22 protein-coding genes are annotated in these 26,171 nt (G+C 57.3%); 8 read left to right on the forward strand and 14 right to left on the reverse strand.

All coding sequences use genetic code 11. The features are described 5' to 3' along the window. Positions 1-707 precede the first annotated feature (707 nt). A complete protein-coding gene (gene manA / locus ACTG2G_RS18420) occupies positions 708-1,907 on the reverse strand; it encodes a mannose-6-phosphate isomerase, class I (protein WP_439985725.1) in 1,200 nt (399 codons plus the stop codon). 129 nt (positions 1,908-2,036) lie between these two features. On the opposite strand from manA, the gene ACTG2G_RS18425 reads away from it, so the two are divergent. Continuing rightward, a complete protein-coding gene (locus tag ACTG2G_RS18425) occupies positions 2,037-2,912 on the forward strand; it encodes a helix-turn-helix transcriptional regulator (RefSeq protein WP_005361632.1) in 876 nt (291 codons plus the stop codon). Between the two features lie 156 nt (positions 2,913-3,068). Then, complete coding sequence (icd, locus tag ACTG2G_RS18430) at positions 3,069-4,322, forward strand: NADP-dependent isocitrate dehydrogenase (protein ID WP_421326276.1); 1,254 nt, start codon at positions 3,069-3,071, stop codon at positions 4,320-4,322. A 72-nt stretch (positions 4,323-4,394) separates the two neighbouring features. Here the strand turns inward: icd and ACTG2G_RS18435 are convergent, their stop codons facing one another. The 3 genes from ACTG2G_RS18435 to dsdX all read right to left on the reverse strand — a co-directional run bounded on the left by ACTG2G_RS18435 (position 4,395) and on the right by dsdX (position 7,565). Beyond that, positions 4,395-4,571, reverse strand: coding sequence for a hypothetical protein (locus ACTG2G_RS18435; RefSeq protein WP_005337712.1), 177 nt, complete (start codon positions 4,569-4,571; stop codon positions 4,395-4,397). A 308-nt stretch (positions 4,572-4,879) separates the two neighbouring features. Next, positions 4,880-6,211, reverse strand: a complete 1,332-nt coding sequence (locus ACTG2G_RS18440; protein WP_429205096.1) for a D-serine ammonia-lyase — start codon at positions 6,209-6,211, stop codon at positions 4,880-4,882. Positions 6,212-6,227: 16 nt separating this feature from the next. Continuing rightward, the gene (gene dsdX / locus ACTG2G_RS18445; RefSeq protein WP_429205094.1) at positions 6,228-7,565 is read right to left on the reverse strand and encodes a D-serine transporter DsdX; all 1,338 of its coding nucleotides are present in this window, start codon (positions 7,563-7,565) and stop codon (positions 6,228-6,230) included. A 223-nt stretch (positions 7,566-7,788) separates the two neighbouring features. Between dsdX and dsdC the strand changes: the two genes are divergently transcribed. Next, the gene (gene dsdC, locus ACTG2G_RS18450; RefSeq protein ID WP_236367363.1) at positions 7,789-8,733 is read left to right on the forward strand and encodes a DNA-binding transcriptional regulator DsdC; all 945 of its coding nucleotides are present in this window, start codon (positions 7,789-7,791) and stop codon (positions 8,731-8,733) included. Positions 8,734-8,901: 168 nt separating this feature from the next. Here the strand turns inward: dsdC and ACTG2G_RS18455 are convergent, their stop codons facing one another. The 3 genes from ACTG2G_RS18455 to ACTG2G_RS18465 all read right to left on the reverse strand — a co-directional run bounded on the left by ACTG2G_RS18455 (position 8,902) and on the right by ACTG2G_RS18465 (position 10,939). After that, on the reverse strand, positions 8,902-9,078 hold the full coding sequence (locus ACTG2G_RS18455) for a hypothetical protein (RefSeq protein WP_005337704.1): 177 nt from the start codon (positions 9,076-9,078) through the stop codon (positions 8,902-8,904). 311 nt (positions 9,079-9,389) lie between these two features. Continuing rightward, positions 9,390-9,839 (reverse strand): C40 family peptidase, encoded by a 450-nt coding sequence (locus ACTG2G_RS18460; protein WP_005337703.1) that lies wholly within the window; start codon positions 9,837-9,839, stop codon positions 9,390-9,392. 191 nt (positions 9,840-10,030) lie between these two features. Beyond that, on the reverse strand, positions 10,031-10,939 hold the full coding sequence (locus tag ACTG2G_RS18465; RefSeq protein ID WP_005337702.1) for a hydrogen peroxide-inducible genes activator: 909 nt from the start codon (positions 10,937-10,939) through the stop codon (positions 10,031-10,033). A gap of 146 nt (positions 10,940-11,085) precedes the next feature. On the opposite strand from ACTG2G_RS18465, the gene ACTG2G_RS18470 reads away from it, so the two are divergent. Then, complete coding sequence (locus ACTG2G_RS18470; protein ID WP_005337701.1) at positions 11,086-11,688, forward strand: peroxiredoxin C; 603 nt, start codon at positions 11,086-11,088, stop codon at positions 11,686-11,688. Between the two features lie 247 nt (positions 11,689-11,935). Here the strand turns inward: ACTG2G_RS18470 and ACTG2G_RS18475 are convergent, their stop codons facing one another. The 6 genes from ACTG2G_RS18475 to ACTG2G_RS18500 all read right to left on the reverse strand — a co-directional run bounded on the left by ACTG2G_RS18475 (position 11,936) and on the right by ACTG2G_RS18500 (position 18,132). After that, positions 11,936-12,901, reverse strand: coding sequence for an alpha-L-glutamate ligase-like protein (locus tag ACTG2G_RS18475; protein WP_005337700.1), 966 nt, complete (start codon positions 12,899-12,901; stop codon positions 11,936-11,938). Between the two features lie 3 nt (positions 12,902-12,904). Then, positions 12,905-14,443 carry an inactive transglutaminase family protein gene (locus tag ACTG2G_RS18480; protein ID WP_005337699.1) on the reverse strand — a complete coding sequence of 513 codons (1,539 nt, stop codon included), beginning with the start codon at positions 14,441-14,443 and terminating at the stop codon, positions 12,905-12,907. Positions 14,444-14,446: 3 nt separating this feature from the next. Next, complete coding sequence (locus ACTG2G_RS18485; protein ID WP_058055899.1) at positions 14,447-15,235, reverse strand: ATP-dependent zinc protease family protein; 789 nt, start codon at positions 15,233-15,235, stop codon at positions 14,447-14,449. Between the two features lie 52 nt (positions 15,236-15,287). After that, positions 15,288-16,265, reverse strand: coding sequence for a tRNA 5-methoxyuridine(34)/uridine 5-oxyacetic acid(34) synthase CmoB (gene cmoB, locus ACTG2G_RS18490; RefSeq protein WP_013723597.1), 978 nt, complete (start codon positions 16,263-16,265; stop codon positions 15,288-15,290). Next, positions 16,262-17,008: a carboxy-S-adenosyl-L-methionine synthase CmoA gene (cmoA, locus tag ACTG2G_RS18495; protein ID WP_158109346.1), complete on the reverse strand. Its 747-nt coding sequence runs from the start codon at positions 17,006-17,008 to the stop codon at positions 16,262-16,264. The genes cmoB and cmoA overlap by 4 nt, the downstream gene beginning before the upstream one ends. Positions 17,009-17,283: 275 nt before the next feature. Beyond that, entirely contained in the window at positions 17,284-18,132 is an 849-nt protein-coding gene (locus ACTG2G_RS18500; RefSeq protein ID WP_158109345.1) for a DUF72 domain-containing protein, read from the reverse strand. Positions 18,133-18,294: 162 nt separating this feature from the next. On the opposite strand from ACTG2G_RS18500, the gene ACTG2G_RS18505 reads away from it, so the two are divergent. The 3 genes from ACTG2G_RS18505 (at position 18,295) to ACTG2G_RS18515 (ending at position 21,188) form a co-directional block, all read left to right on the forward strand. After that, positions 18,295-18,546, forward strand: coding sequence for an FmdB family zinc ribbon protein (locus ACTG2G_RS18505; RefSeq protein ID WP_005337686.1), 252 nt, complete (start codon positions 18,295-18,297; stop codon positions 18,544-18,546). Between the two features lie 32 nt (positions 18,547-18,578). Next, positions 18,579-20,345, forward strand: a complete 1,767-nt coding sequence (gene aspS, locus ACTG2G_RS18510; protein ID WP_439985726.1) for an aspartate--tRNA ligase — start codon at positions 18,579-18,581, stop codon at positions 20,343-20,345. 102 nt (positions 20,346-20,447) lie between these two features. Then, entirely contained in the window at positions 20,448-21,188 is a 741-nt protein-coding gene (locus ACTG2G_RS18515; RefSeq protein WP_005337681.1) for a YebC/PmpR family DNA-binding transcriptional regulator, read from the forward strand. A gap of 600 nt (positions 21,189-21,788) precedes the next feature. Here ACTG2G_RS18515 and adhE read toward each other — a convergent pair. Next, complete coding sequence (adhE, locus tag ACTG2G_RS18520) at positions 21,789-24,455, reverse strand: bifunctional acetaldehyde-CoA/alcohol dehydrogenase (RefSeq protein ID WP_019446648.1); 2,667 nt, start codon at positions 24,453-24,455, stop codon at positions 21,789-21,791. 840 nt (positions 24,456-25,295) lie between these two features. Between adhE and ACTG2G_RS18525 the strand changes: the two genes are divergently transcribed. Beyond that, a complete protein-coding gene (locus ACTG2G_RS18525) occupies positions 25,296-25,931 on the forward strand; it encodes a YchE family NAAT transporter (protein ID WP_005337678.1) in 636 nt (211 codons plus the stop codon). The last annotated feature ends 240 nt before the right edge of the window (positions 25,932-26,171 follow it).

Genomic DNA, 26,171 nt, shown 5'->3' on the forward strand with positions numbered 1-26,171 from the left:
ATCAAAAATAAATATCAAATCTCTCATTACCCTGCTTTTAAATTGATTGAATTGTCAGTTCATTCGGCCTGGCTTTTTTACGGATTACGTCAGCCTTAAGGTGTGATGTAAAAGAAAAAAAGATATATGTATCATAATCTTATGTTTTTTCTTAAGTTTTTCTTTTCGACAAAGATCGAATGGTTTGCTTAGAGTTAAATTATAGAACGACTAAAAAATAGGGCCGCATCTCGAAAAATCAAAAGAGATCCCTTTCGTTTGCATTATTAATGGTTCTGTATGACTACGGCTGCTAAATGTTTACAGACCGAATGATGATGGCCGGGGAAAGGTTTAATGGTGATGCATCTATGTGCTTTTTTAGTTTTCATCAGAGGGTGAAAATAGTAGAGGGTAGAGTTGTTATTTTTATTGCCTCCATTTTTTCGGATACTCAGAGTGTCGCCGTTGCTTGTGCAGGCTGGAATTTTCTTCGTTTCAGCAGACCCAGTCATCTGCATCAGGGGTGCGCCAAGCTTGGGCGACAAACCTGTGGAGCTGGTTGTGGGCAGGATGCAGTCAGGGATGGACTTCAGAGCGATATGCCTGATGGAAGGTAGGCATAAGAGAGCAGTAGAGATACAGACGGACTTGATTGGTAGGCCATATTGCTCTGTTGGGAGGGGGAGGCATATTCCCCCTCCAACAAGAGTCGACTCTTATGCTGATTAGCAGCGGTTGCCAGCGCGGGCGACCCGCCCTTCGGCCAGCAGTTGATAACTGCCAGTCGCTGCAGGAATAAAGGCAGATTGCCCCTTTTCCAGACGCAGTGACTGTTCGCCTTGCTTGAGGGTCACTGTGTCATCGATGGCAAACAGGATCTCGGCGCTGGCAGTGGTGAGCTGATGCTCGCCAGCCGGGTAGACGCTGAAAGTGAAGTCAGGTACCGGCACGTCGAAGTGCTGTACCGCGCCATCACAGCGGGGGGCCAGCAGGATCTGGTCGTCCGGCTTGGGCAAGCAGCGGGTGCAATCCAAAAGCTCTGCCACATCGATGTATTTGGGGGTGAGGCCGGCGCGCAGCACGTTGTCGGAGTTGGCCATGATCTCGAGACCCGTGCCGCGCACATAGGCGTGCGGGGTACAGGCATCGAGGAACATCGCCTGACCTGGCTCAAGCGTCACCACGTTGAGCAGCAGCGGCGAGAAGAGGCCGACATCTCCCGGGTACTGGGCCGCCAGACTGGTGATGAGGGCAAACGTCTCCTCATCCTGATGGGCGGCGGCATAGGTCAGCAGCCCTGCCAGCGCCTCCTCCTTGCGCGCCCCTTCCAGTACCAGCAGCTGGTGGAAGAAGTGCTGCAGGCCCGCTTCATTCTGGCTGGCGGCAAGGGCAGCGGTCAGATCGGCGATGGCCGCCAGATTGACCCGCTCGAACAGTGCCAGAATGGCGGGAATGGCGCGAAAGCCGTTCATCGCCTGATAGGGGGTGAGGGCAAAGACCAGCTCCGGCTTATGGTTCGGGTCCTTGTAGTTGCGATTGCTCGCCTTGATATCGATGCCTGCGGCCTCCTCTTTGGCAAAGCCCGCTTCAGCCTGAGCCTTGCTCGGGTGCACCTGAATGGAGAGAGCCTTCTCGGCACACAACACCTTGAACAGGAACGGCAGGCTGCCAAAACGGGCGAAGGTGGCCTCACCCAGCGCGGCGGCCGGAGCACTGTCGATCACCGTAGAGAGCTTTTGCACACTGCCCGCCAGCGTCACCTCGGAGCAGCCGTTGGGATGGGCGCCCATCCAGAGTTCGGCCTGGGGTTTGCCTTGCGGGTTGGGAATGCCAAACAGGGTGGTGAGGGAGTCATGACTGCCCCAGTCATAGCCTTGAATCGGGTTTTGCATCAACAGAAAGGAGGGCAGATCGCTACTGCTCATAAGGGACGCCTCGTCTAGTTTGAAGAAAATCGGGTGCAGAAAAGGGTGGCATTACTGCTGTGGACCGGACTATAACATGGGCGGTCGTGCGCGCCGCAACCGCTTGCCTCTCTCTTGATCAGGATCACCATGTCTCTCATCTTCAGCCAACTGCTCGACGGAGCCCTGAGCGAACAGGTTCCATTTGACCAAATCTGGTTTGCCAGTGAACAGGGGGTGCCACCCAGTTTTAGCTATCAGGTCAACTTTCCCCGCCTCGAGCTGGTCTTTAGTGGCGAGTATCTCAACCAGATCTGGGACAGGGAGGAGGGGGTCAGAGAGATCAGTGTATTGCCGGGACAGGCGCTCTATATCCCCCCCAACGGCTGGAACAAGCCGCTCTGGACCACCGACTGCTCGGTGCTGAGCCTGCTGTTTGGCAAACGCCAGCTGGGGTTCAGTCTGGTGAGCAAGCGCCGTGAAGATCCGGACTTTTTCGATGTGCAAAAGCACAGCATCATGGCGCGGGCGGGCCATGTGATCGAACACATTTTGGCGGCGCTGAACGTACTGACTGAGGATCCTGGTCGCTCCCCCACCGATGATCACCTACTGCAGGCTCTGCTGGCGAGTGCCCGTCAGCTGTTGCTGGAGTCCGCCACGGATCGGCCACGGGGGGCAGAGCTCTTTCACGGGATCTGCATCTATATCCAGGAGAACTTTCACCGTCCCATCACCCGTGACTCCATTGCCCACCGCTTCAACGTCTCGGCCAGCCATCTCTCCCACCTGTTCCGCGAGCAGGGTCATATGCGCCTTGCCGATTACATCAGCTGGGTGCGGATCGATCGGGCCAAATTCATGCTGAAAAAGTACCGCTTTCGTCTTGAAGAGGTGGCTAGTCGCTGCGGTTACAGTGACGTGAACTACTTCTGCCGGGTGTTCAAACAGAAGACCGGCTTGACCCCTTCCCAGTACCGTTCCCTGAGTCAGCCGCAGGCGGCGGCCAGCGAGCTGGAGGGATAACGGGGCTGTGTCGGGAAGGCGTGGTGACGGCGCACTGGCGGGTGGCTACCTCTTTGGTCTGACATGCTTTCTTGTCGTTTTATTATGAAAATGAATGGGCTAAGATGGCCGCGCGCAACAAACAAGTTGATAACAAACGGAAGTTAGGAGATGCCGATGGAAAGCAAAGTAGTAATCCCGACCCAAGGTCAGAAAATCACAGTCGATGCCAACGGCAAGCTGCAGGTTCCCAACCATCCGATCATTCCGTTTATTGAAGGGGATGGCATCGGTGTTGACGTAACCCCTGCCATGTTGAATGTGGTGAATGCTGCGGTCGAGAAAGCCTACAAGGGCGAGCGCAAGGTCGCCTGGATGGAGATCTACACCGGCGAGAAATCGACTCATGTCTATGGCGAAGGTGCCTGGCTGCCGGCCGAAACCCTGGATTTCATTCGCGAATACTGCGTGGCCATCAAGGGCCCGCTGACTACTCCGGTCGGTGGCGGTATCCGCTCCCTCAACGTGGCCCTGCGTCAGGAGCTGGATCTCTACATCTGCCTGCGCCCGGTGCGTTACTACGACGGCACCCCGAGCCCGGTGAAGCGTCCTGATCTGACCGACATGGTGATCTTCCGCGAGAACGCCGAAGACATCTACGCCGGTATCGAGTGGAAGGCCGACAGCGCCGAAGCGAACAAGGTAATCGCCTTCCTGCAAAACGAGATGGGCGTGAAGAAAATTCGCTTCCCCGAATCCTGCGGGATCGGCATCAAGCCGATGTCCAAGGCCGGTACCGAGCGCCTGGTGCGTGCCGCCATCGAGTATGCCATCGACAACGATCGCGACTCAGTGACCCTGGTGCACAAGGGCAACATCATGAAGTTCACCGAAGGTGCCTTCAAGGATTGGGGTTATGCCCTGGCCCAGAACGAGTACGGTGCCAAGCTGATTGACGGCGGCCCCTGGTGCTCCTTCAAGAACCCGAAAACCGGCAAGACCATCGTCATCAAGGATGTCATCGCCGACGCCTTCCTGCAGCAGATCCTGCTGCGTCCGGCCGAGTATGACGTCATCGCCTGTATGAACCTCAACGGTGACTACATCTCCGATGCGCTGGCTGCTCAGGTGGGCGGTATCGGTATCGCGCCGGGTGCCAACATCGGTGATGGCGTGGCTCTGTTCGAGGCAACTCACGGTACTGCACCGAAATATGCCGGTCAGGACAAGGTCAACCCGGGCTCCCTGATCCTCTCCGCCGAGATGATGCTGCGCCACATGGGCTGGGTCGAAGCGGCCGATCTCATCATCAAGGGGATGGAAGCGGCGATCCGCAACAAGACCGTCACCTATGACTTCGAGCGTCTGATGGAAGGGGCCACCCTGCGCTCCTGTTCCCAGTTTGCTCAGGACATGATCGACCAGATGTAATCTGCTGCTTGCCAGAAACGCAAAACCGGCGCCATGTGCGCCGGTTTTTTTATCGCGAAAGAGTGCAGGGGCTTATTGCGCCTGCTCTACGTGTTGCTGATAGCGTTGCTGCCATTTGCTGGTTTCTGCTTCATCACCCTGGGCCTTCCAGAAGGCGCAGATGGTGTTGGCAAGTTCCGAAGCCATCGCGTGATCTCCGTCACGTCGACTCATCAGATAATCTCCCAGCCAGCTTTGATATTGTTTCATTACCCGATCTCCTTATCTCATGTGCCCTTGAGGGTGCCCACCTTGACGGGAGCCTGTCGGCTCATCCAGGGGGGAACATCATCAGGCATGATGGTGCAAAGTCACGACCCGGGCAGAGAGCCCGATGGGCAATCTGGCGGCGAACGTGACGCGAGATGTCAAAAAATGAGCGCCATTTTAGCACAAACTGACCAACTTGGGGAAATTGTCGCCATGGATTGCGACAGAACAGCCCCATCCCCTTGTTCCCAAAACAGAAAACCCGCCGTGATGGCGGGTTGATTTGCAGATAAAAGTGGCAAAAAAGCCTAGATCTTGGCGCTGGCCAGGTACTTTACCATCTCTTCGGCGGGCACCATGCCACCGCCGGTGGCCCACACCAGATGGGTGGCCTGTGCCATGGTTGCGGCATCGAAACCGCGCCCGGTGAGCCACTCGGGATGGGCAGCCACCCGCCACGGGCCAGCCATACCCGCCAGAGCAGAAGGCTCGAGTGTGATCTGCTCATCGCGCGCCAGCAGTCCCAGCAGGTTATACATCTCCTGATCGCTCAGGGTGTAGAAGCCATCAAGCAGCCGTTCCATGGCGCGGCCGACGAAGCCGGAGGCGCGACCTACCGCGAGGCCGTCGGCTGCGGTGAGGTTATCGATGCCCAGATCCTGCACCGCAATGGCATCGTGCAATCCGGTGTGGACCCCCAGCAACATGCAGGGGGAATGGGTCGGCTCGGCGAAGAAGCAGTGAACGTTATCCCCGAACGCCAGCTTGAGACCAAAGGCCACGCCGCCCGGGCCGCCACCCACGCCGCAGGGCAGGTAGACAAACAGCGGGTGGTCGGCATCCACCTTGATACCCATCTGGTCGAACTGCTTTTTCACCCGCTCGCCCGCCACCGAGTAGCCGAGGAACAGGGTGCGGGAGTTCTCGTCGTCGATAAAGAAGCAGTTGGGATCGCGCTCGGCCTCTTTGCGTCCCTGTTCCACCGCCACCCCGTAATCTTCGGCATATTCGACCACGATGACGCCGTGTTCGCGCAGCTTGCGCTTCTTCCACTCCCGCGCATCGGCTGACATGTGGACGGTGACGGTAAAGCCCAGTTTGGCGCTCATGATGCCGATGGACATGCCAAGGTTGCCGGTGGAGCCCACTGCGATGCTGTACTGGCTGAAGAACTTGCGAAACTCGTCGCTGAACAGTTTTCGGTAGTCATCCTCTTCGCAGAGCAGTCCCGCCTTGATGGCCAGTTGCTCGGCATGGGTCAACACCTCGTAGATACCGCCGCGGGCCTTGATGGAGCCGGAGATGGGCAGGTGACTGTCTTTTTTCAGCAGCAACTTACCGGTCACTTCGACCCCGTAACGTTCATTGAGGGTGCGTTGCATCGCCGGAATGGCGGCGATCTCGGACTCCAGAATGCCGTTGCTGTCGCGGGTCTCGGGGAAGGCTTCGCACATGTAGGGGGCGAAGCGGGCCAGCCGAGCGGAAGCGTCCGCCACATTGTTGTTATCGAGCCCCACATAGGGCAGACCGGCAGCCAGAGTGGTGGTGTTGGGGTTGAACCAGGTGACTGGCTCAAGCGCGATCAGGGATTGCACCAGTGGAAATTGCGCTGTGAGCTGTTGTACGTCGATGTTTTTCATAGTGTTCTCGGTCTTGTTACACGATAAAGGAGAGCAGGAAAGTACCGGCCAGCGCCATCAGGGAGGCGACCAAGGTGGCGGTGGTGTAGTACTTGAGCGTTTCGTTCAGGGTGGCGCCGCAATACTGCTTGACCAGCCAGAACAAGGAGTCGGTCACCATGGTGCAGCCAATAGCGCCGGAGCCGATGGCCAGGGTCATGATCTCCGGGCTGATGTTCGGGTAGTGCACCATGATGGGGGAGACGATGGCGGTGGCGCCCATCATGGCTACGGTGGCGGAGCCCACGGCGGCGTGCAGCACGATGGCCACCAGCCAAGCGAGCAGAATCGGGTGCATATCCAGCTGGGAGAGAATAGTGGCCAGACTATCGCCCAGCCCGCTTGCCTTGAGCACGCCGTTGAAGGCGCCGCCTGCCCCAATGATGAGCAGGATATTGGCGATGGAGGAGAAGCACTCCTCGGTCTTGTTAAGCAGTCCCTCCATCTTCATCTGCTGGCGGATCCCCAGCACGTAGTAGGCGGTGAAGGCGGCAATGAACATGGCGGTGATGGGGTTGCCGATAAACTCCAGCACGGTGTAGAGGTGGCTGGCGTGATCCATGTTGAGCTCGGCGACCGTCTTGGCCAGCATCAGCAGTATGGGCAGCAGCACGGTGAAGAGCGAGGCGCTCAAGGTCGGGAGAGTTGCTTCATCGCGTGCTTTGATATCGGCAAATGCGGCTGGCACTTCCTTAAACGGTACCCGCTTGCCCAGCAGTTTGAGGAACAGGGGGCCGCCGATAAGGGAGGCAAAGAGGCCGACTGCCAGACCATAGACGATGACGGATCCCACATCGGCGCCCAGCTGATTGGTGACATAGAGGGCGGCAGGGTGAGGCGGTACGATGCAATGCACGGCCATCAGGGCGGTACAGAGCGGAATGGCCAGCTTGAGCAGCGAGGTGTTGGTCTTGCGGGCGATGGAGAAGGCCAGCGGGATCAGCAGTACCACGCCGACTTCGACAAACAGGGTGATGCCACATACCAGACCAACCAGCACCATGATGACCTGTGGCGAGAGCCAGCGGCATCTCTGCAGGGCGAGGCCGATGCGCTCAGCCGCGCCAGACACCTCCATCATCTTGCCGAGTATGGTGCCAAGACCAATGACGGCGGCGAGAAAACCGAGGGTGCCACCAATGCCCGCTTCCATGGCATTGACCATGTTGACCGGGTTCATCCCCATCAGGGTGCCCACATAGAAGCTCGCCAGCAGCAGGGCAAGGAAAGGATGCACCTTGCCCTTCACTATGGTGACCACGATAAGAACGATGCTACTTAGCAAGGTAGCGATGACCCATACCTCTGAACTCATACTGCGCCTCGACATCTGTTGTGTGTGATTGTTTATGCGCTTATTGAATGAAAATGAGGCGGGGCTGACAAATGATGAAATCGACCACTTGGGTGAGCCGAGGTGATGCAAGAGCACTACATTGGTCACAATTTATCGAAATCACACTCTTTGGGTCTTTTGGTTTCATCCTGAAAGTGGCCTGTGGGTGTATCATCGGCGGCCATTGCGAAGAGGGGGATGAATGTATAACGGGGATAATTACATATCGCGCAACAAGCTGTTGAGCGGCTACCAGTTGGCCAAGTTGCACACCTTCGAGGCGGCCGCCCGCCACGGATCCTTTGCCATGGCGGCTGATGAATTGTCGCTGAGTCCCAGTGCCGTGAGTCACCGGATCAGCGCGTTGGAAGAGGAGCTGGGGTTCAAGCTCTTTGAGCGTTTTCACCGCAAGGTAGTACTGACGGCGGATGGGCAGCGGGTGTTCTGGGCGCTCAAATCCTCGCTGGAGTTCATCAATCAGGAGATCCTGGAGATCAAGAATCAGGAGCTCTCCGGTACCCTGACCATCTATTCGCGTCCCTCCATCGCCCAGTGCTGGCTGGTGCCCAGGTTGGCGGATTTCTCCCGCCTGCATCCGCAGATCGAGCTCAATATCATCACCGGCAACGAGAACATCAACCTGCATGGTTATGGCATCGATTTGACCCTCTATTTCGATGAGAAGAGCCCGGAGCGGCTTGCCATCCACCCGCTGATGGATGAGTACATGCTGCCGGTCTGCAGCCCGGCATATGCCGAGCAGCACAGGCTTGTCGGTAATCCCGCCAACTTGTCCTTGTGCCGTCTGCTTCATGATCGGCAGGCATGGGGATTTGACTCGGATACCGACGAATGGAGCAGCTGGGCTCGCCACGCCGGGGTCAGCCTCGAGGCATGCCAGCTGAGCATGGGTTTTGATCGCTCGGATCTCGCCATCATCGCCGCCATGAATCACGCCGGGATCGCCATGGGGCGCAAGAATCTGGTGAGCAAGCGACTGGCACGCAACGAGCTGGTGGCCCCTTTTGCCGGGCTGGAGATCAAGTGCGAGCAGCGTTATTACATGGCGACCCTGCCCAATCGGGCGTGTCCCAAGATCCAGGCCTTTATCGACTGGGCGCAGGAAATGGCTGCCGAGATGGAATGAACAGAGGCCGGTGCGCAAGAGCAAAATGAAGATGGTAAAGCGCGAGTGAACGAAGGTAGCGGTTTAACGTAGCGGGAAAATAGGGGGAGAGGGGTTGGCTGATAGTGGTTGGTCGCGAGTGGCCTTGCTGCCAACACCGGGTGGCTGGCAGCAAGGAAACGGTCGGGATCAGGTGGTCTTTTCCAGATGGTTCTGGTAAATCTGCTGCCACTTGTCCAGTTCGTTTTCATCACCCTGCTGCTGCCAGAACTCGCAGATGGAACTCGCCATCTCGCATGCCATGGCGTGGTCACCGTCACGGCGACTCATCAGGTATTGCCCCAGCCAGCTTTGATACTGTTTCATTGCACGATCTCCTTATCTATTTAACCCTTGATACTGCAGCTGTGGGACACCCGTCCGGCAGTGTTGCGCCACACTCCACTTTCGCCGCGCGCTGCTTGTTATCGCCGCGCGTGTTGTCAATCAGGACAGAGAGCGTATGAGAAAAAGGCAAAAGTGTTAAAAATTGGCCACCACCTTATCACAAAATGGTGTGATATGCAGGCTTTGGGTCCAATTGAGTTATAAGCGCGGGTTGTGTGTCCCGACATCGCGACAGGGATTGACGGAGAGTATCGGCACGCAACTTGTGTCACGAGCAGGCGTGTGGCCGGTTACTGGGTCACCCGACGCGCCTGCCAGTAGCGACTGTTCCAGTAGACGTTGTCGAGGCGGGAGCGGATCACTCCCTTGCTGGTGGAGGCGTGAATAAACTCGCCGGCACCTGTGTAGACCCCGACATGGTACTGTTGCCAGCCGGTCTTGAAGAAGACCAGATCCCCGTGTTGCAGCCGGTAGCGATCCACCGGTTTGCCAATGCTGGCCTGAGATTCGGTGGTTCTTGGCAGGTTGAAGCCCAGCACCTGACTGTAGGCGAGCTGGGTGAAGGCGGAGCAGTCTAGCCCGGCGCGGCTGGCGCCGCCCATGCGGTAGGGAACACCGCGCCATTGTTGGTAGAAGCCATCAAAGGCACTGCTCTGCCGGGGTGCCGGAGGCGGCTCCGGCGTGCTGGAACAGGCGGCCAGCAGCAGAGTCAGCAGGGATAGCAGCAGCTTGCGATACATCGGGCTCTCTCCACGGACGGGTCTACCAAACGAGACATTTATCGAGCGCCATATCCTGCCAAATCGTTCTGGCGGTAGGGGGCGCGACAACTTTTCCATCATAAACAGGGATCTGGCTCCAGACCTAGTCTCCGAGAGGAAAAATGTGGTGGGGAACTGAAAAACGCCAGCCCGAGGGCTGGCGTTTGTTGTCACTCGTTGTGGCTGATCAGCGGTTTAAGCAGCTCGGCCAGCTTGTAGAAGGTCTGCACCCGGGTGGTGCTGGGGCGCCAGACCAGCCCGATCTCGCGATAGGAGGTCTCTCCTGGCAGCGGGATGGCCACCAGATCGGAGTTGGCAAGAATGCCGGCATCGATGGCCATCTGCGGCAGGAAGGTGGTGCCAAGACCCGCTTCCACCATCTGCACCAGGGTGTGCAGGCTGGTGGCGGCGAACGGGTTGATCTTGCTCTTGTCCCGCAGGCGGCAGGCGCTCACTGCGTGCTCGGTGAGGCAGTGCTCCCGCTCCAGCAGGAAGATGCTCTGGTTGGGCAGCTCCTTGTAGTCGAACGGGGTATGCAGACCGGCCGCCATGCTGGCGGGCATCACCATGTGGAACGGATCCTGGCCGACGGTCTTGCAGTGAAATCCACCTATCTCGATGGGCAGGGCGAGGATCAGCAAGTCGAGCTGACCCTGTTCCAGCTGCTTGAGCAGATTGCTGGTGGTGTCTTCACGCAGCAACAATTCGAGGTCAGGATAGGTTTTGCTGCACTCTTTCAGCAGCTTGCTCAACAGGAAGGGGGCGATGGTGGGAATGCAGCCCAGACGTACCGTCCCCTGCATCACGCCACCCTGATGTTGCCCGAGCTCCATCAGATCCCGTGCATCGGAGAGCAAATTGCGAGCGCGCTCGACGATTTCCATGCCGACCGGGGTCATAATGAAGCTCTTGTGGTCCCGCTCCACCAGTTGCAGGTTCATCATGTCCTCCAGCGTCTGGATCCCGGTACTCAGGGTCGACTGGCTGACATGACAGGCCTTGGCGGCGCGGTTGAAGTTCTTGTGCTCATCGAGAGCGACCAGATATTGCAGCTGTTTGAGGCTGGGCCAACGTTGCATAGAAAAACCCGATTAATGCTATCTATTTAATTTGATTTAACTAATCTACCACCGGGTCTATATTTTGTCGCTTGAATTAGATGGACTTGGCTCTAGGTAGCCCAATCCTCACCGGATTGTTCACTTCACATAAAGAGGAATTGAATATGGTATTGGTAGGCCGTCCCGCACCCGATTTTACCGCCGCAGCTGTTCTGGGTAATGGCGAGATCGTTGATTCATTCAACCTGTCATCCCACATCAAAGGCAAAGCTGCCGTTGTCTTCTTCTACCCGCTCGATTTCACCTTCGTCTGCCCGTCCGAGCTGATTGCCTTCGATCACCGTTATGAAGAGTTTCAGAAGCGTGGCGTGGAAGTGATCGGTGTTTCCATCGATTCCCAGTTCTCCCACAACGCATGGCGCAACACCAAAGTGGAAGATGGCGGTATCGGTCAGGTCAAGTACCCGCTGATCGCCGACGTGAAACACGAAATCTGCAAAGCCTATGACGTTGAGCATCCGGAAGCCGGTGTGGCGTTCCGTGGCTCCTTCCTGATCGACAAGAACGGTGTCGTTCGTCACCAGGTTGTCAACGATCTGCCGCTGGGCCGCAACATCGACGAGATGCTGCGCATGGTCGATGCCCTGCAATTCCACGAAGAGCACGGCGAAGTGTGCCCGGCTCAGTGGGAAAAAGGCAAAAAAGGTATGCAAGCCTCTCCGGACGGCGTTGCCAAGTACCTGTCCGAGAATGCTGACTCCCTGTAATCGGGCTGCACTCTCCTTGAAGAACCGGCGTCTTGGCGCCGGTTTTTTTATACCTGAGATTTATCCATCCCCTGACATTGCGGTCACACTCTTCTCGCTCCATCGCTATTCCAAGCTGCCGTTCGCTGGCGTACTCGTTGTTTCGAAATGAGATGCTGATCCGAATGGCTGGGTGGGGGGATATGCCGACAGACAATCGCCATAAAAAAAGCGCGCCATAGGCGCGCTTAGTTCACAAGCGGAGGTGTTATTCCTCAAAGATCCCGAAGTGATCCTTGGCGAAATTGACCCGCTGCTCCACGTTCATCTTCACCTGCCCCAGCTTCTCGATGGTCTTTAGATTGGGCACCAGGCCGCGACCGTTGGCGATCTGGATGGCAAGGCCGGGACGGGCGTTGAGCTCCAGCAGCATGGGGCCGCGGAACTTGTCCAGCACCATGTCTGTCCCGATATAGCCCAGACCCGACATCTCGTAGCAGGAGGCGGCGAGGGTGAGCAGGGTATCCCAGTGTGGGACCTTGAGCTCATAGAGATCGAGGCCGGTATCCGGATGGTGGCGCAGCGGATTGCCAAACTGCACCGCCCGCAGGGCTCGACCGGTACGCAGGCACAGACCCACCCCCACGGCGCCCTGGTGCAGATTCGCCTTGCCGTCGGAGGCGGCGGTGGAGAGGCGCATCATCGCCATCACCGGGAACCCCTTGAAGATGATGACCCGGGCATCGGGTACCCCTTCAAAAGAGTAGCCGTCGAACACATCATCAAAGTTGATAAGGCCTTCGACCAGTGCCACGTCTGGCTTGCCGCCAAGCGAATAGAGCCCCGCCAGAATGTTGGAGACATGGCGCTCCAGATCCTGACCGTTGGAGGCGCTGCCGTTGGGCTTGTAGAAGAGGCCATCTTCCTGACGCAGGATCACCAGGATCCCCTTGCCGCCCGAGCCACGGGCCGGCTTGATGCAGAAGCCCGGCCAATCTTTTACCAGCTCGGTGATGCGACCCACATCGTGCTGGGCACGGATGGTACCGATCAGCTCAGGCACGGTGACCCCTGCATCCAGCGCAATTTGCTTGGTCTGCAGCTTGTCATCCACCAGCGGATAGAGGCTGCGCGGATTGTAGCGGCTGATGTAGGAGTGGTTGCGCTTGTTCATGCCGAGGATGCCTGATTGGGACAGGCTCCACGGGGTTGTGTATTTTTCCCAGAACCACATCGGTTACTTGTCCTTACCCGGGGTGACGCCAGATTTCATCTCGTCCACCAGCGGCTTGAAGCGCTTCAGTTCGCTCAGCTTGTATCCGGTGTAGTTACCCATCAACAGCACGGTCGCCATAAGCACCAGCTGCAGGCCGAGGAAGTTGAAGGTGAGGTGACGAATAAGCTCGTTATCCATGGCCAGATAGGCGATGACTGCAACCAGCAGAGAGCCGCCGCCCTGGCGGAACACCTCTTTCGGGCCCTCTTCTTCCCACAGGATGGACATCCGTTCGATGGTCCAGGAGAGGATGATCATCGGGAAGAAGGTGATCTTCATGCCGTCGGTCAGCCCCAGCTTGAAGGCGAACGCGGAGAAGATACCGATCATCGAGATAACCATGATGATGATGGCCGATATTCGGGCGACCAGCAGCAGGTTAAGCCGCGACAGATAGGATCGGATGATGAGACCGGTGCCGACGATCAGCAGGAAGCCGATGAGGCCGGTGACCAGCGAGGTCTGGATAAAGGCGACCGCGATCAGCACCGGCATGAAGGTACCGGAGGTTTTGATCCCCACCAGAACCCGCAGGAACACCACCATCAGCACGCCGATCGGGATCAGCAGCAAGCCCTTGAACAGGGTCTGCTCTTCCAGCGGCAGGCTGTGGATGGAGAAGTTCATCATCTCTGATTTTTCGAACTTCTGCGCCAGTGCCACGCTGACTGGCTGCTCCTGCTCGATCATCGAGAAGCTGACACGGGAGTTGTGACCACCGGTCACGTCCAGCAGGGCGCCGGAGTTGTATTCCCACAGCAGCAGGTTGGCCGGACGACCCTGTTCACCGGTTTGCGGGTTGAACAGCTTGTAGTCGGTCGGGCTGTTGAATACCTGCAGGTAATCCACCAGCTCCTGACGACGGCGGCCATCTTCCAGATTCAGGGCATGCACCACGCGGGTGGGGACGTCAGCATTGTTGAGCAGTTCGGCGATCAGGTTGGCGCGGCTCTTGTGCTTTTTCAGCAGCTCGGCGTTCTGCTCCTGCTTCTCGATCTCCTTGATGATCTCGCGAGTCAGGGTGTAGCCGTCGGCAGAGCGCTCCTGGGCCCGCTCGAGGATCTGCTTCATCGCGGTGGCGTAAGGCTCACTCTCGATCTGCTTCTCGATGGCAGGCGGCTGCGGATTGGCGGCCGGTTTGGCATGGGCATCCGCCATCATGTCGACGCGGTAGTAGAGCTCCTGACGGCCAGAGGCGGTGCGGATGGACCACTCGGCGCGGGCATCGCCATCTTTCTCAACAAAGGAGAGGCCGTAGCCCGGGCTGGCGGCGTTCTCGTTCATCAGGGTGAAACCGGGCTGGGTGCCCGGAATGGCCAGGGAGGCGATCACCGGCTCACCGGTCGCCTCGAACTCCAGCTTGGCTTCGATGGACCAGATCTGGCGCTTTTCACCGGGCGTCAGCGGTACATCCAACGCGATATGGTGATAGATCGTCATCCCCAGGCCGACAATGTACAGCAGGGCTACCAGCAAATAGAACGGCTTACGGGAAACCATGGATTATTTCACATCCTTGAGCTTGGGTTTGGGTTGGATATATTCGCGGGCCACATCAACCACGGCGATGTCTTTCAAAAATTCGCGACCCAGCAGCACAGGGAAGGTCATGTCGCTACGGTCTTTCAGGGTAAATTCGGCTTTCTCGGTCATGTCGCCAATGCGCACGGCCAGACGCACTACCGGACGGCGGTCCAGATCGTCGGCAGAGGCCTGACGCACCCGCACATGGCGTACCAGCGGCGCTTCGATCTGGATCTTGTCGTCCACTTCCTGATGGCTCAGGAAGAAGCGCACCCAGTTTTTGCCGTTGCGCTCGAAAATGGTGATCTCCTGCGCACTGATGGAGGAGGTGGTCGCACCGGTATCGACCCGCGCCTGGAAGGCGTCGTTGGCCGCATCAACCCAGATCCACTCGGCTTCACCGACCATCAGCTTGCCATCGATGGTGTGACCCTGATTGGGGGCCGGGCACTTCTCGGTGGGGATGGCCATCGGCTTGGGCGGCTCGGAGGGGAGGGTGGCGAGCTTGTGGTCTACTTGCTTGATGGACTCTTTCATATTGGTGACATCTGTGTTGAGCTGAACCAGCAGGTGCTGTTGCTGCACATACTGCTTCTGTTGCTGTTCCATGGATGTTTGCAGGCGCAGCTCGCTCTGGCTCAGCTCGCTACGAAGCTCGGCCAGCGTCAGAGCAGGGACCTGAGGCGCTTTTTCCATATTGACACACCCGCCGAGACTAAGCAGGGAGAGCAGGGTCATTCCTTTTAATTTGCTTTTCATGTCATTCATTTAACTGTGCTTCCTGGAATTGGGTCAGTGTAACTTCCTGAATCGCCATCGGCTAGTCTTTGGCCTTGCGGGCAATCAGTACGGCACGTTTCGGCGCCGGGTGTCCTTCTACCGTGAGTGCCGGATTGTCTGGATCCAGATAGTCACTCAAGGATTCATTAATCATCCAGTCGGTACGACGCTGTTCGTCGGTGCTGGTCATATTCTCGTCTACTATCCGCACGTCGGTGAAGCCGCAGCGCTCGACCCACAGCTTGAGGGCGCGGCTTGAGGGAATAAACCAGACGTTGCGCATCTTGCCGTAACGATCGGTGGGCATCAGCACGTCGTTGACCCCGCCGTCAATCACTAGCGTCTCCAGCACCAGCTCGCCATCATCTTTCAATTGATTGCGCAGCTGCTCGATGTGCTCGATGGGGGATTTGCGGTGATAGAGCACCCCCATCGAGAAGACGGTGTCAAAAGCACGCAGCTCCGGCAGTTCCTGAATACCGAGCGGCAACAGGTGGGCGCGCTGATCATTGCCCGCGAAGTGGCGAATGGCCTCGAACTGGCAGAGGAACAGCGGACTCGGGTCTATGCCGACCGCCAGCTTGGCCCCTTCACCCACCATGCGCCAGAGGTGGTAGCCGCTGCCGCAACCTACATCCAGCACGTAACGCCCTTCGAGCGGGCTGATATGGGGCAGCACCCGATCCCACTTCCAGTCAGAGCGCCACTCGGTGTCGATGTGGATGCCGTGCACGGTGAACGGCCCCTTGCGCCAGGGCATGAAGTGGCGCAGCAGGCTCTCGACCTTCTTGCGCTCCCCTTCGCCAAGGCTCTCGGCCGAGCCAATCTCGACCCGGCTTTTCAGCTCGATGTTGCCGGGGGAGACCACCGGCAGCTTGTTGAGGGCGCGGTTCCAGCGCGGCAGGTCGCCATGCTGGTTGTCATGTTGCCAGGCGTGCAACTGGGCGGGCAGAGTATGCAGCCAGTGGCTCAGCCGGTTTTTGGCAATCAGTTGATAGAAATTGGCAAAGTCGATCATGGCTGGGCGTCGCTGGATTTGATGGCAATCATGGAGCCGAAGTTGAAGCACTGGAACCAGAGATCCTGATGGACGAAACCGGCATCCCGCAGACGGGCCTGATGCACCGGCAGGCTGTCGGTGCGCATCACGTTCTCAAGGGCAGTGCGTTTCTGGCTGATCTCCAGCTCGCTATAGCCATTGGCCCGCTTGAAGTCGAGGTGAAGATCGATGAGCAGCTCGTTGACCGGTTCATCTTCGAAGCGGAACTTTTCGCTCAGGATCAGGATCCCGCCCGGGCGCAGACCATCGTGAATGCGCTGGATCAGGGCGGACCGTTTTTCTGGCTCGACAAATTGCAGGGTGAAGTTGAGCACCACCACGGAGGCGTTCTCGATCTCGATGTCGCAGATATCCGCCTCTACCAGCTCCACCGGCACCTCGGATTTGAAACCGGAGAGGTGGGCGCGGGCGCGCTCAATCATCGGGTGGGAGAGATCCACCGCGGTGATGCGGCAGCCGGACTGGCTGACATGGCGACGCATCGCCTGGGTCGCGGCGCCCAGTGAGCAGCCGAGATCATAGAGTCGGCTCTCGGGTTGGGCGTAGCGGGCGGCCATCATGCCGATGGCAGAGATGATGTTACTGTAACCCGGCACCGAGCGCTGGATCATATCGGGAAAAACGTCGACGACCTGTTCGTCAAAACAGAAGTCTCCCAATCGGGCGATCGGGGCGGCAAAAATTTGATCTTTGGTATGCATGCTGGCGCAACCTGACAGCCGGGACATCACCCGGCTGTATTGTTCAATTGAGTCGTTGGGTGACACCCATCAGAGTAGATTTATCACCTGTTTACGAACGGGTTGGCTGGTCGTGAAATCCTTTGGACCTGTCCTGTTCGTACGGGCCATGTTCCGGACCCTTACTTGGGGCGGTAGTGTAGAGGATTGATGGCCGTTTGTCTTGACGCCAGGGCTTGCCACGCCACAAAAAAGCACTTTTTTTGCAGCGAAACGATGGCCGCAGAATGGGTTGGCTAAAAGCGCAGCACTCCCTGCCGTGCGCGATCGTTTTCCCCCGGCCAGGGGGCCATCTCCTGCTCCAGCAAGCGGGTGATCTGGCGGGCCAGCTCAGGTGCCTGGGCGTTGTCGGCAGTATGTATATAGAGGTAGAGATCTTTCCCCTCCGCGAGCCACTGGCGCCAGTGGGGGAGCCAGCTGGGCAGGAAGGGGTGATTGGCCGCCGGATCCGGCAGGCCGATAAAGCGCACCATGGGAGCGTTGGCGGTGGCCAGCAGATGTACCGGCAGGCGTGGCTTCTTGCCCTGGGCATCGACAAGGGATGGCGTGGTTGCTGGCACCGAGAAGAGTGGCCGGCTGTCGAGCATCACCCGGTTCACTCCCTGTTCCATCAGCAGCCGGTTTAATGCCCGCTCGGCCTCCCCCTTGGCGAAGAAGTCGGGATGACGCACTTCGAGGGCGTAGCGAAACGCCCGTGGCAGCCGCTCGATAAAGGCCGCCAGTCTGGCCAACCCCTGTGGCCCGAAACGGGCGGGCAACTGCAGGGTGAGCAGCCCCAGCTTGTCGTGCAGCGGGGCAAGCAGGCGAATAAAGTCGGCAACCTGTTTGTCTGTGCTCACCAGATCGCTCTGGTGGCTGATGGTTTGCGGAAACTTGAAGTTGAAACGAAAGTGATCGGGCACCGCATCGGCCCAGCGCTGAACAGTATCCGGTGTCGGCAGGGCGTAGAAGGTGGTGTTGCCCTCCACCGAATTGAACACGGTGGCGTAGTGGGCAAGGTGTTCGGCAGGCTTGGCGCCAAGGCCCAGCAACTGGCCGGGCCAGCTGGGGTGGGACCACTGTGGCAGGCCCAAATAGAGGCTCATGATGGCTATTCTCTTCGCTCTAGGTGCATTCGTGCCGATTTTTTGCCCGCTTTTTGCCATCGAGTGCAAAAAACTGGCGAAAGGAGGCCGCTGGCCATTTTACCCAAAAGGGGGTTTTCCTCTATAATGCCAGCCCTTTTGTTTTTCAATTTCTTGTGACCCATGCCTATCTACGAATATCGTTGCGACGTCTGTGGCCATGAATTGGCAAAACTGCAAAAGCTTTCCGATGCCCCCCTGACCGACTGTCCGGCCTGTAGCAAGCCGAATCTGGTCAAGCTGATATCGGCGGCAGGCTTCCGGCTCAAGGGAACCGGATGGTACGAGACTGATTTCAAACCGGGTAAGAAAAAGAATCTGGCCAGCTGTGAGACAGACGGTGCTTGCCAGTCGTGCCCGGCGGCCCAAGGTTAACCGTCTCTCTACAATTTCGAAGGAAGAAGTCCATGCGCTCTATCTATTGCGGACAGGTCAATGAGGCCCATGCAGGGCAGACCATTACATTGTGCGGTTGGGTTCATCGTCGTCGTGATCTCGGCGGTCTGATCTTTATCGATATGCGCGACCGGGAAGGGATCGTTCAGGTGTTCTTCGATCCGTACAAGCCGGACGCGTTCGCCCTGGCCTCCGAGCTGCGCGGCGAGTTCTGCATCCAGGTGACCGGCGTGGTGCGCACCCGTCCCGAGTCCCAGCGCAACAGCGACATGGCCACTGGCGCCATCGAAGTGTTCGCCCACGAACTCAACATCATCAACCGTGCCGAGCCGCTGCCGCTGGACTTCAATCAGGTCAACAGCGAAGAGATCAGCCTCAAGTATCGTTACCTGGATCTGCGTCGTCCCGAGATGGCCAAGTACCTGAAGACCCGTGCCAAGGCCAGCGCCTTCGTACGCCGCTTCATGGACGAGCACGGCTTCCTCGATATCGAGACCCCGATGCTGACCAAGGCCACCCCGGAAGGTGCCCGTGACTATCTGGTGCCGAGCCGCGTGCACAAGGGCAAGTTCTACGCTCTGCCGCAATCCCCCCAGCTGTTCAAGCAGTTGCTGATGATGTCCGGCTTCGATCGCTACTACCAGATCGTCAAGTGCTTCCGTGACGAAGACCTGCGTGCCGACCGCCAGCCGGAATTCACCCAGATCGACGTGGAGACCTCCTTCATGACCGCGCCGCAGGTGCGTGAAGTGATGGAAGAGATGATCCGTAAACTGTGGCTGCACATCCTGAACGTGGATCTGGGCGACTTCCCGATCATGACCTTTGACGAAGCCATGCGTCGCTACGGCTCCGACAAGCCGGACCTGCGTCTGCCGATGGAGCTGGTCGATGTGGCTGATCTGCTGACTGCTGTCGAGTTCGCCGTGTTCGCGGGCCCCGCCAACGATCCGAAAGGCCGTGTGGCAGCCCTGAAAGTACCGGGTGGTGCCGAGCTCTCTCGCAAGCATATCGACGAGTACACCAAGTTTGTCGGTATCTACGGTGCCAAGGGCCTGGCCTGGATGAAGGTCAACGAAGCGGCCAATGGCATCGAAGGCGTGCAGTCTCCGGTTGCCAAGTTCCTCTCTGACTCCATCGTGCGCGAGATCCTGGCCCGTACCGGCGCGGCCGACGGCGACATCATCTTCTTCGGTGCCGACTCCAAGAAAGTGGTTTGCGATGCCATGGGCGCCCTGCGTCTGAAAGTGGGCCGTGATCTGGGTCTGCTGGAGAACAGCTGGAAGCCGCTGTGGGTCATCGACTTCCCGATGTTCGAGGAAGATGGCGAAGGCGGTCTGGCTGCCATGCACCACCCCTTCACCGCGCCGAGCAACATGAGCCCGGCCGAGCTGAAAGCCAACCCGGTGGGTGCTTACGCCAACGCCTACGACATGGTGATCAACGGTTACGAAGTGGGTGGCGGTTCTGTCCGTATCCACAACAGCGAGATGCAATCCACCGTGTTCGATATCCTGGGTATCACCCCGGCCGAGCAGCGCCTGAAGTTTGGCTTCCTGCTGGATGCGCTGAAGTACGGCACCCCGCCGCACGCCGGTCTGGCCTTCGGTCTGGACCGTCTCAGCATGCTGCTGACCGGCACCGAAAACATTCGGGACGTCATCGCCTTCCCGAAAACGACCGCGGCCGCCTGTCTGATGACAGACGCCCCCAGCCTTGCCAACGCCGCCCAACTGGGTGAGCTGGCGATTGCAACCACCGTCAAGGGCGACGAGTAAGCCGATACCGGCACCGGAGGCCGCCGCCGTGCGGCCTCTGTGTTTCCCTTGGGTTAGTCATGATCAGTGTTACTGACATTTAAAAAATAACGGAGAGTCTCTATGGCAGGTCACAGTAAATGGGCCAACATCAAACACCGCAAGGCCGCTCAGGACGCCAAGCGTGGCAAGATCTTCACCAAGCTGATCCGCGAAATCACTACCTCCGCGCGTCTGGGTGATGCCGATCCCGCCAACAACCCGCGTCTGCGTGCTGCGGTGACTGCCGCCCTGACCAACAACATGACCCGCGACACCATCAACCGTGCCATTCAGCGTGGCGCCGGTGGTGGCGATGGCGAACAGCTCGAGACCATCGTATACGAAGGTTACGGCCCGGCTGGCTCTGCCGTGATGGTAGAGTGCCTGACCGACAACCGTAACCGTACCGTAGCCGAAGTGCGTCACGCCTTCAGCAAGTGCGGTGGCAACCTGGGTACCGACGGCTCCGTTGCCTATCTGTTCAGCAAGAAAGGTCTGCTGACTTTCGTGGGCGTAGACGAAGATGCCCTGATGGATGCCGCGCTGGAAGCGGGCGCCGATGACGTGGTCACCGAAGAGGATGGCACCATCGAGGTGTACACCACCCCGAACGACTTCGGTACCGTGCTGGATGGTCTGGAAGCTGCCGGCTTCAAGGCCCAGAGCGCCGAAGTGACCATGATCCCCTCCACCGAAGCGGAGCTGGATGCAGAAACTGCACCCAAGCTGATGCGTCTGATCGACATGCTGGAAGATCTGGACGATGTGCAAGAGGTGTATCACAACGGCTCCATCTCCGATGAAGTCGCTGCGACCCTCTGATCGCTGAATCGTGCTCTCCCGATGGCAGCCTGATGGCTGCCATTTTTTTATCTTTGCATCGTGGCAACTGCTGATGTGTCGGTTGAGCAATCGGCGCAACAATTCTCTTCACTGACAATCTTTCCCGTTTTCTCTGCGAATTATCATTGCTCTGTCTCTGCCAGTTGGTTGGCCCTGTACGTATGCCAGTCGCAGTTCTGCTGCATTGCGTTAGCGAGGCTCCGCTTATCCTGTTTATCACACCTTTAGCTCTTGAGATGGCGTTGACTGCTCATATCTGCCCGTCAGGGTAATTCGTTGGGGGTAGGGGATAGGAGGTGATGGAGTGTGCTCTTGTTATCACAGGTGCCCATCAATACAGAGTGACAGGTTGGGATGTTGATAGCGGATTGGCTGGGGCGAGTTGGTTGGTTGGTTGGTTGGTTGGTTGGTTGGTTGGTTGGTTGGTTGGTTGGTTGGTTGGTTGGTTGGTTGGTTGGTTGGTTGGTTGGGAAGTTAGGGGCTGCACTACCGCAATCGGCTGGAGAGAGGAGCTCTGTGATAAGTGGCAGATAAAAAAAGCCCGCGCAGTGCGCGGGCTTGTTATCTCAGGACTGGTTATCAGGCCTTGGATTTCTTCTTGCCTTCAACCTTGGCTTCAACCGGGGCAGCAGTTACCGGAGCGGCTTCGGTGAACGGACGACCGTAGTAGGAGTCCAGCAGAACCTGCTTCAGTTCGCTGATCAGCGGGTAGCGCGGGTTGGCGCCGGTGCACTGGTCATCGAAAGCTTCGATAGCCAGCTGGTCAACCTTGGCCAGGAAGTCAGCTTCAGTCACGCCAGCTTCGCGGATAGAGGCCGGGATACCCAGGGTAGCCTTCAGCTCGTCCAGCCAGGTCAGCAGCTTCTCGATCTTGGCGGCGGTGCGGTCACCGGCAGCAGTCAGACCCAGGTGGTCAGCGACTTCGGCGTAACGACGACGAGCCTGCGGGCGGTCGTACTGGGAGAACGCAGTCTGCTTGGTCGGGTTGTCGTTCGCGTTGTAGCGGATGACGTTGCTGATCAGCAGGGCGTTAGCCAGACCGTGCGGAATGTGGAACTCGGCACCCAGTTTGTGAGCCATGGAGTGGCACACACCCAGGAAGGCGTTGGCGAACGCGATACCGGCGATGGTGGCTGCATTGTGCACCTTCTCACGAGCGATCGGGTCGTTGGCACCGTTCTGGTAGCTGGATGGCAGGTACTCTTTCAGCATTTTCAGGGCTTGCAGCGCCTGACCGTCGGAGTACTCGTTAGCCAGTACGGAAACATAGGCTTCCATGGCGTGAGTCACGGCATCGATACCACCGAAGGCACACAGGGACTTCGGCATACCCATGACCAGGTTGGCATCAACGATGGCCATGTTCGGGGTCAGCTCGTAGTCAGCCAGCGGATACTTCTGACCAGACACTTCATCGGTTACTACCGCAAACGGAGTGACTTCAGAGCCGGTACCGGAAGTGGTGGTGATACAGACCAGTTCGGCCTTCACGCCCATTTTCGGGAATTTGTAGATACGCTTGCGGATGTCCATGAAGCGCATGGCCAGATCTTCGAACGCAGTGTTCGGGTGCTCGTACATCACCCACATGATCTTGGCTGCATCCATCGGTGAACCACCGCCCAGCGCCAGGATAACGTCCGGTTTGAAGGAGTTGGCCATCTCGGCACCCTTGCGAACCACAGCCAGGGTCGGGTCAGCTTCTACTTCGTAGAACACTTCCACTTCCATATTCTGTGCTTTCAGCAGGCTGACCAGTTCATCGGCGTAGCCGTTGTTGAACAGGAAGCGGTCAGTTACGACCATGGCACGCTTTTTACCTTCCAGGTCGCTCAGAGCGATCGGCAGGGAACCACGACGGAAGTAGATGGATTTCGGAAGTTTGTGCCACAGCATGTTTTCTGCCCGTTTTGCGACTGTCTTCTTGTTGATCAGGTGCTTCGGACCCACGTTTTCGGAGATGGAGTTACCGCTCCAGGAGCCGCAACCCAGGGTCAGGGACGGAGCCATTGCGAAGTTGTACAGGTCACCGATACCGCCTTGGGTAGACGGAGTGTTGATCAGGATACGCGCGGTCTTCATCTTGTCGCCGAAGTACTTGATGCGGTCAGCGTTGCGGTCCTGGTCGGTGTACAGACCTGAGGTGTGGCCGATACCACCGATGTTGACCATGTCACAGGCCATATCAACGGCGTTTTCGAAGCTGCTTGCACGGAACATACCGAGCAGCGGGGACAATTTCTCGTGAGCAAACTCATCTTCTGCACACAGCTTGACGCCTTCACCAATCAGGATCTTGGTATCAGCCGGTACAGTCACGCCTGCCATCTCGGCAATCTTGGTGGCTGGCTGGCCAACGATGTTGGCGTTCAGGGCACCGTTGATCAGGATGACTTTACGTACCTTGTCAGCATCTTCTTTGGAGAGCACATGGCCCTTGTGGGATGCAAAGCGCTCTTTAACCTGGTCGTAGATGGCATCAACAACGATGACTGCCTGCTCGGAAGCACAGACCACGCCGTTATCGAAAGTCTTGGACATCAGGATGGAGGCAACGGCACGCTTAACATCGGCGGTTTCGTCGATAACGATAGGCACGTTACCGGCACCGACACCGATAGCAGGCTTACCGGAAGAGTAGGCTGCTTTCACCATGCCCGGGCCACCGGTGGCCAGGATCAGGTTGATGTCTTCGTGCTTCATCAGGGCGTTGGAGAGCTCAACAGACGGTTGGTCGATCCAGCCGATGATGTCTTTCGGCGCACCGGCGGCAACAGCGGCATCCAGTACCAGCTTGGCAGCGGTATTGGTGGAGTTCTTGGCGCGGGGGTGCGGGGAGAAGATGATGGCGTTGCGGGTCTTGAGCGCGATCATGGATTTGAAGATCGCAGTGGAGGTCGGGTTGGTGGTCGGAACGATACCACAGATGATACCTACCGGCTCGGCGATGGTGATGGTACCCATCTGATCATCTTCGCTCAGAATGCCGCAGGTCTTCTCGTCTTTGTACTTGTTGTAGATGTATTCGGAGGCGAAGTGGTTCTTGATAACCTTGTCTTCGATGATACCCATACCGGATTCTTCCACGGCCATCTGGGCCAGGGGGATACGGGCGTTGTTGGCGGCCAGGGCGGCGGCACGGAAGATCTTGTCTACCTGCTCTTGAGAGAAGCTGGCGAATTCACGCTGGGCTTCCTTAACGCGGGCGACCAGTGCATCCAGTTCAGCCAAATTGGTTACTGCCATGTTTATCTCCTGATTATTTGAAAACTGTTTAGTAAGACGTTGGCAATGCCCGGCAATTATAGTCGCCCTGTCAAGACGGTATCGTTGCAACAGCTTTTTCACATGCCTTACTAAATCGCTTTCTGAGTCGATTATAGAGCGGGGCTGACTCAGAAAAACTTGATCTGGATCATGTGTAACAAAAGAACAAAAGAAATTTTATTTCACAATCCTTGTTTGACTGATGTTATCGGAATGTGCATCAAAGGGAAAGGTGAGAGACTTGTTAATGCAGAGTAATAAACCACATTTATCAAGTGGTTAATTGCACTCGGCCATAGTATTACAGAGCTATTTTGGCGGTATAGGTTAGCAAATATGAGTGAATTGGTTTCAAAATCACCGACAAACGCACTTTATTCCAGCGTTTGTTGCAAAAATGATTGTTGTTTTAATCCATGACTAATCCGCTTTATTCCCCAAGGAGGCTATTTCTGCCCGCTTTCCCGGTTTTTGCATTGTGGCTCTCTTGCCGAGTCAATGAAGTGATGTCTGGCCTGAAATAGTGGGAAGGCAAAGCCTGGATCCTCTCGAGTCGCTTGGTCATTCGGTCAGTCATCGTCGTACTCTCCGGTTATGATTAAGCAGGTTTGCGCTCACTTTTCTAACGCGTGTCGGGCGGTAGAAAGGGCTTTTGGCATCGGTTTATGCCAGTTAGCGCGGATGCATTAGATGAACTAACTAAAAAACCCTCAAAATGGTGAGATTATTTGATTGGTGCCCGCTCTGGCTATGATGTAAATTTACGCACGAAATTAATGGACTGGCCCGCTGGGCCCGAAACTCTATTGGAAGGCGCCTATGGCAGCAATTGACGTCTCGTTGTATCTGAAGTTTTTTGTCGGTTTGTTCGCAATTATCAACCCGCTTGGTTTGTTGCCGGTGTTTGTCAGTCTGACCAGCCACCATACCCAGGCCGAGCGGATGAAAACCAATACCACCGCCAATATCGCGGTGATGGTGATCCTGCTGGTCTCCATGTATATGGGGCAGCTGATCCTCGATGGGTTTGGCATCTCGCTGGCGTCGTTCCGGATCGCCGGTGGGTCGCTGATTACCCTGATTGCCTGGTCGATGCTGCAGGGCAAGCTGGGCGAGGTGAAGCACAACAAACAGGAAAAGGGCGAACTGGCAGTGCGCGAGTCTATCGCCGTGGTACCGCTGGCGCTGCCGCTGATGGCGGGCCCCGGTGCCATCTCCTCGGTGATTGTCTATGCCAGCCAGAGCCACTGGCAGCAGCTGCTCGGCATGTCAGTGGTTGTCGTGGTCTTCTCCTTCTGCTCTTGGCTCATCTTCCGCGCCGCGCCGCTGCTGTTCAAGATCATGGGCAACACCGGCATCAACGTGGTGACCCGTATCATGGGTCTTATCATGATGTCGCTGGGTATCGAGATCATGGTGGCCGGTATCAAGGGGGTTTTCCCCAGCCTGATGTGAGCCAGCTCCGCTTTATGAAAGCCGGTCCTCGTGACCGGCTTTTTATTGGTTGCTTTTTGCCCGGTCTTTTCTAGAATCGGTCGTTTGTGTGAAAAATGAGCGTTTTGTTGGTGTTTTAATACTGAAAAAGCGCACCTCAGCTGATTTTTTGACCAGAAAATGACGATTACCCTGACAATATCTGTTGCATTATCGGAATTGGCAGGGAATTATGCTGGGAGCGGGTTTTAACCCCGTCAC

Source organism: Aeromonas sp. 55A, assembly GCF_051919665.1.
Lineage (GTDB): Bacteria > Pseudomonadota > Gammaproteobacteria > Enterobacterales > Aeromonadaceae > Aeromonas > Aeromonas veronii.

Excerpts from the sequence above, each read along its gene's own strand:
- manA (WP_439985725.1), bottom strand. The coding sequence starts at position 1,907 with ATGAGCAGTAGCGATCTGCCCTCCTTTCTGTTGATGCAAAACCCGATT.
- ACTG2G_RS18425 (WP_005361632.1), top strand. The coding sequence starts at position 2,037 with ATGTCTCTCATCTTCAGCCAACTGCTCGACGGAGCCCTGAGCGAACAG.
- icd (WP_421326276.1), top strand. The coding sequence starts at position 3,069 with ATGGAAAGCAAAGTAGTAATCCCGACCCAAGGTCAGAAAATCACAGTC.
- ACTG2G_RS18435 (WP_005337712.1), bottom strand. The coding sequence starts at position 4,571 with ATGAAACAATATCAAAGCTGGCTGGGAGATTATCTGATGAGTCGACGT.
- ACTG2G_RS18440 (WP_429205096.1), bottom strand. The coding sequence starts at position 6,211 with ATGAAAAACATCGACGTACAACAGCTCACAGCGCAATTTCCACTGGTG.
- dsdX (WP_429205094.1), bottom strand. The coding sequence starts at position 7,565 with ATGAGTTCAGAGGTATGGGTCATCGCTACCTTGCTAAGTAGCATCGTT.
- dsdC (WP_236367363.1), top strand. The coding sequence starts at position 7,789 with ATGTATAACGGGGATAATTACATATCGCGCAACAAGCTGTTGAGCGGC.
- ACTG2G_RS18455 (WP_005337704.1), bottom strand. The coding sequence starts at position 9,078 with ATGAAACAGTATCAAAGCTGGCTGGGGCAATACCTGATGAGTCGCCGT.
- ACTG2G_RS18460 (WP_005337703.1), bottom strand. The coding sequence starts at position 9,839 with ATGTATCGCAAGCTGCTGCTATCCCTGCTGACTCTGCTGCTGGCCGCC.
- ACTG2G_RS18465 (WP_005337702.1), bottom strand. The coding sequence starts at position 10,939 with ATGCAACGTTGGCCCAGCCTCAAACAGCTGCAATATCTGGTCGCTCTC.
- ACTG2G_RS18470 (WP_005337701.1), top strand. The coding sequence starts at position 11,086 with ATGGTATTGGTAGGCCGTCCCGCACCCGATTTTACCGCCGCAGCTGTT.
- ACTG2G_RS18475 (WP_005337700.1), bottom strand. The coding sequence starts at position 12,901 with ATGTGGTTCTGGGAAAAATACACAACCCCGTGGAGCCTGTCCCAATCA.
- ACTG2G_RS18480 (WP_005337699.1), bottom strand. The coding sequence starts at position 14,443 with ATGGTTTCCCGTAAGCCGTTCTATTTGCTGGTAGCCCTGCTGTACATT.
- ACTG2G_RS18485 (WP_058055899.1), bottom strand. The coding sequence starts at position 15,235 with ATGAATGACATGAAAAGCAAATTAAAAGGAATGACCCTGCTCTCCCTG.
- cmoB (WP_013723597.1), bottom strand. The coding sequence starts at position 16,265 with ATGATCGACTTTGCCAATTTCTATCAACTGATTGCCAAAAACCGGCTG.
- cmoA (WP_158109346.1), bottom strand. The coding sequence starts at position 17,008 with ATGCATACCAAAGATCAAATTTTTGCCGCCCCGATCGCCCGATTGGGA.
- ACTG2G_RS18500 (WP_158109345.1), bottom strand. The coding sequence starts at position 18,132 with ATGAGCCTCTATTTGGGCCTGCCACAGTGGTCCCACCCCAGCTGGCCC.
- ACTG2G_RS18505 (WP_005337686.1), top strand. The coding sequence starts at position 18,295 with ATGCCTATCTACGAATATCGTTGCGACGTCTGTGGCCATGAATTGGCA.
- aspS (WP_439985726.1), top strand. The coding sequence starts at position 18,579 with ATGCGCTCTATCTATTGCGGACAGGTCAATGAGGCCCATGCAGGGCAG.
- ACTG2G_RS18515 (WP_005337681.1), top strand. The coding sequence starts at position 20,448 with ATGGCAGGTCACAGTAAATGGGCCAACATCAAACACCGCAAGGCCGCT.
- adhE (WP_019446648.1), bottom strand. The coding sequence starts at position 24,455 with ATGGCAGTAACCAATTTGGCTGAACTGGATGCACTGGTCGCCCGCGTT.
- ACTG2G_RS18525 (WP_005337678.1), top strand. The coding sequence starts at position 25,296 with ATGGCAGCAATTGACGTCTCGTTGTATCTGAAGTTTTTTGTCGGTTTG.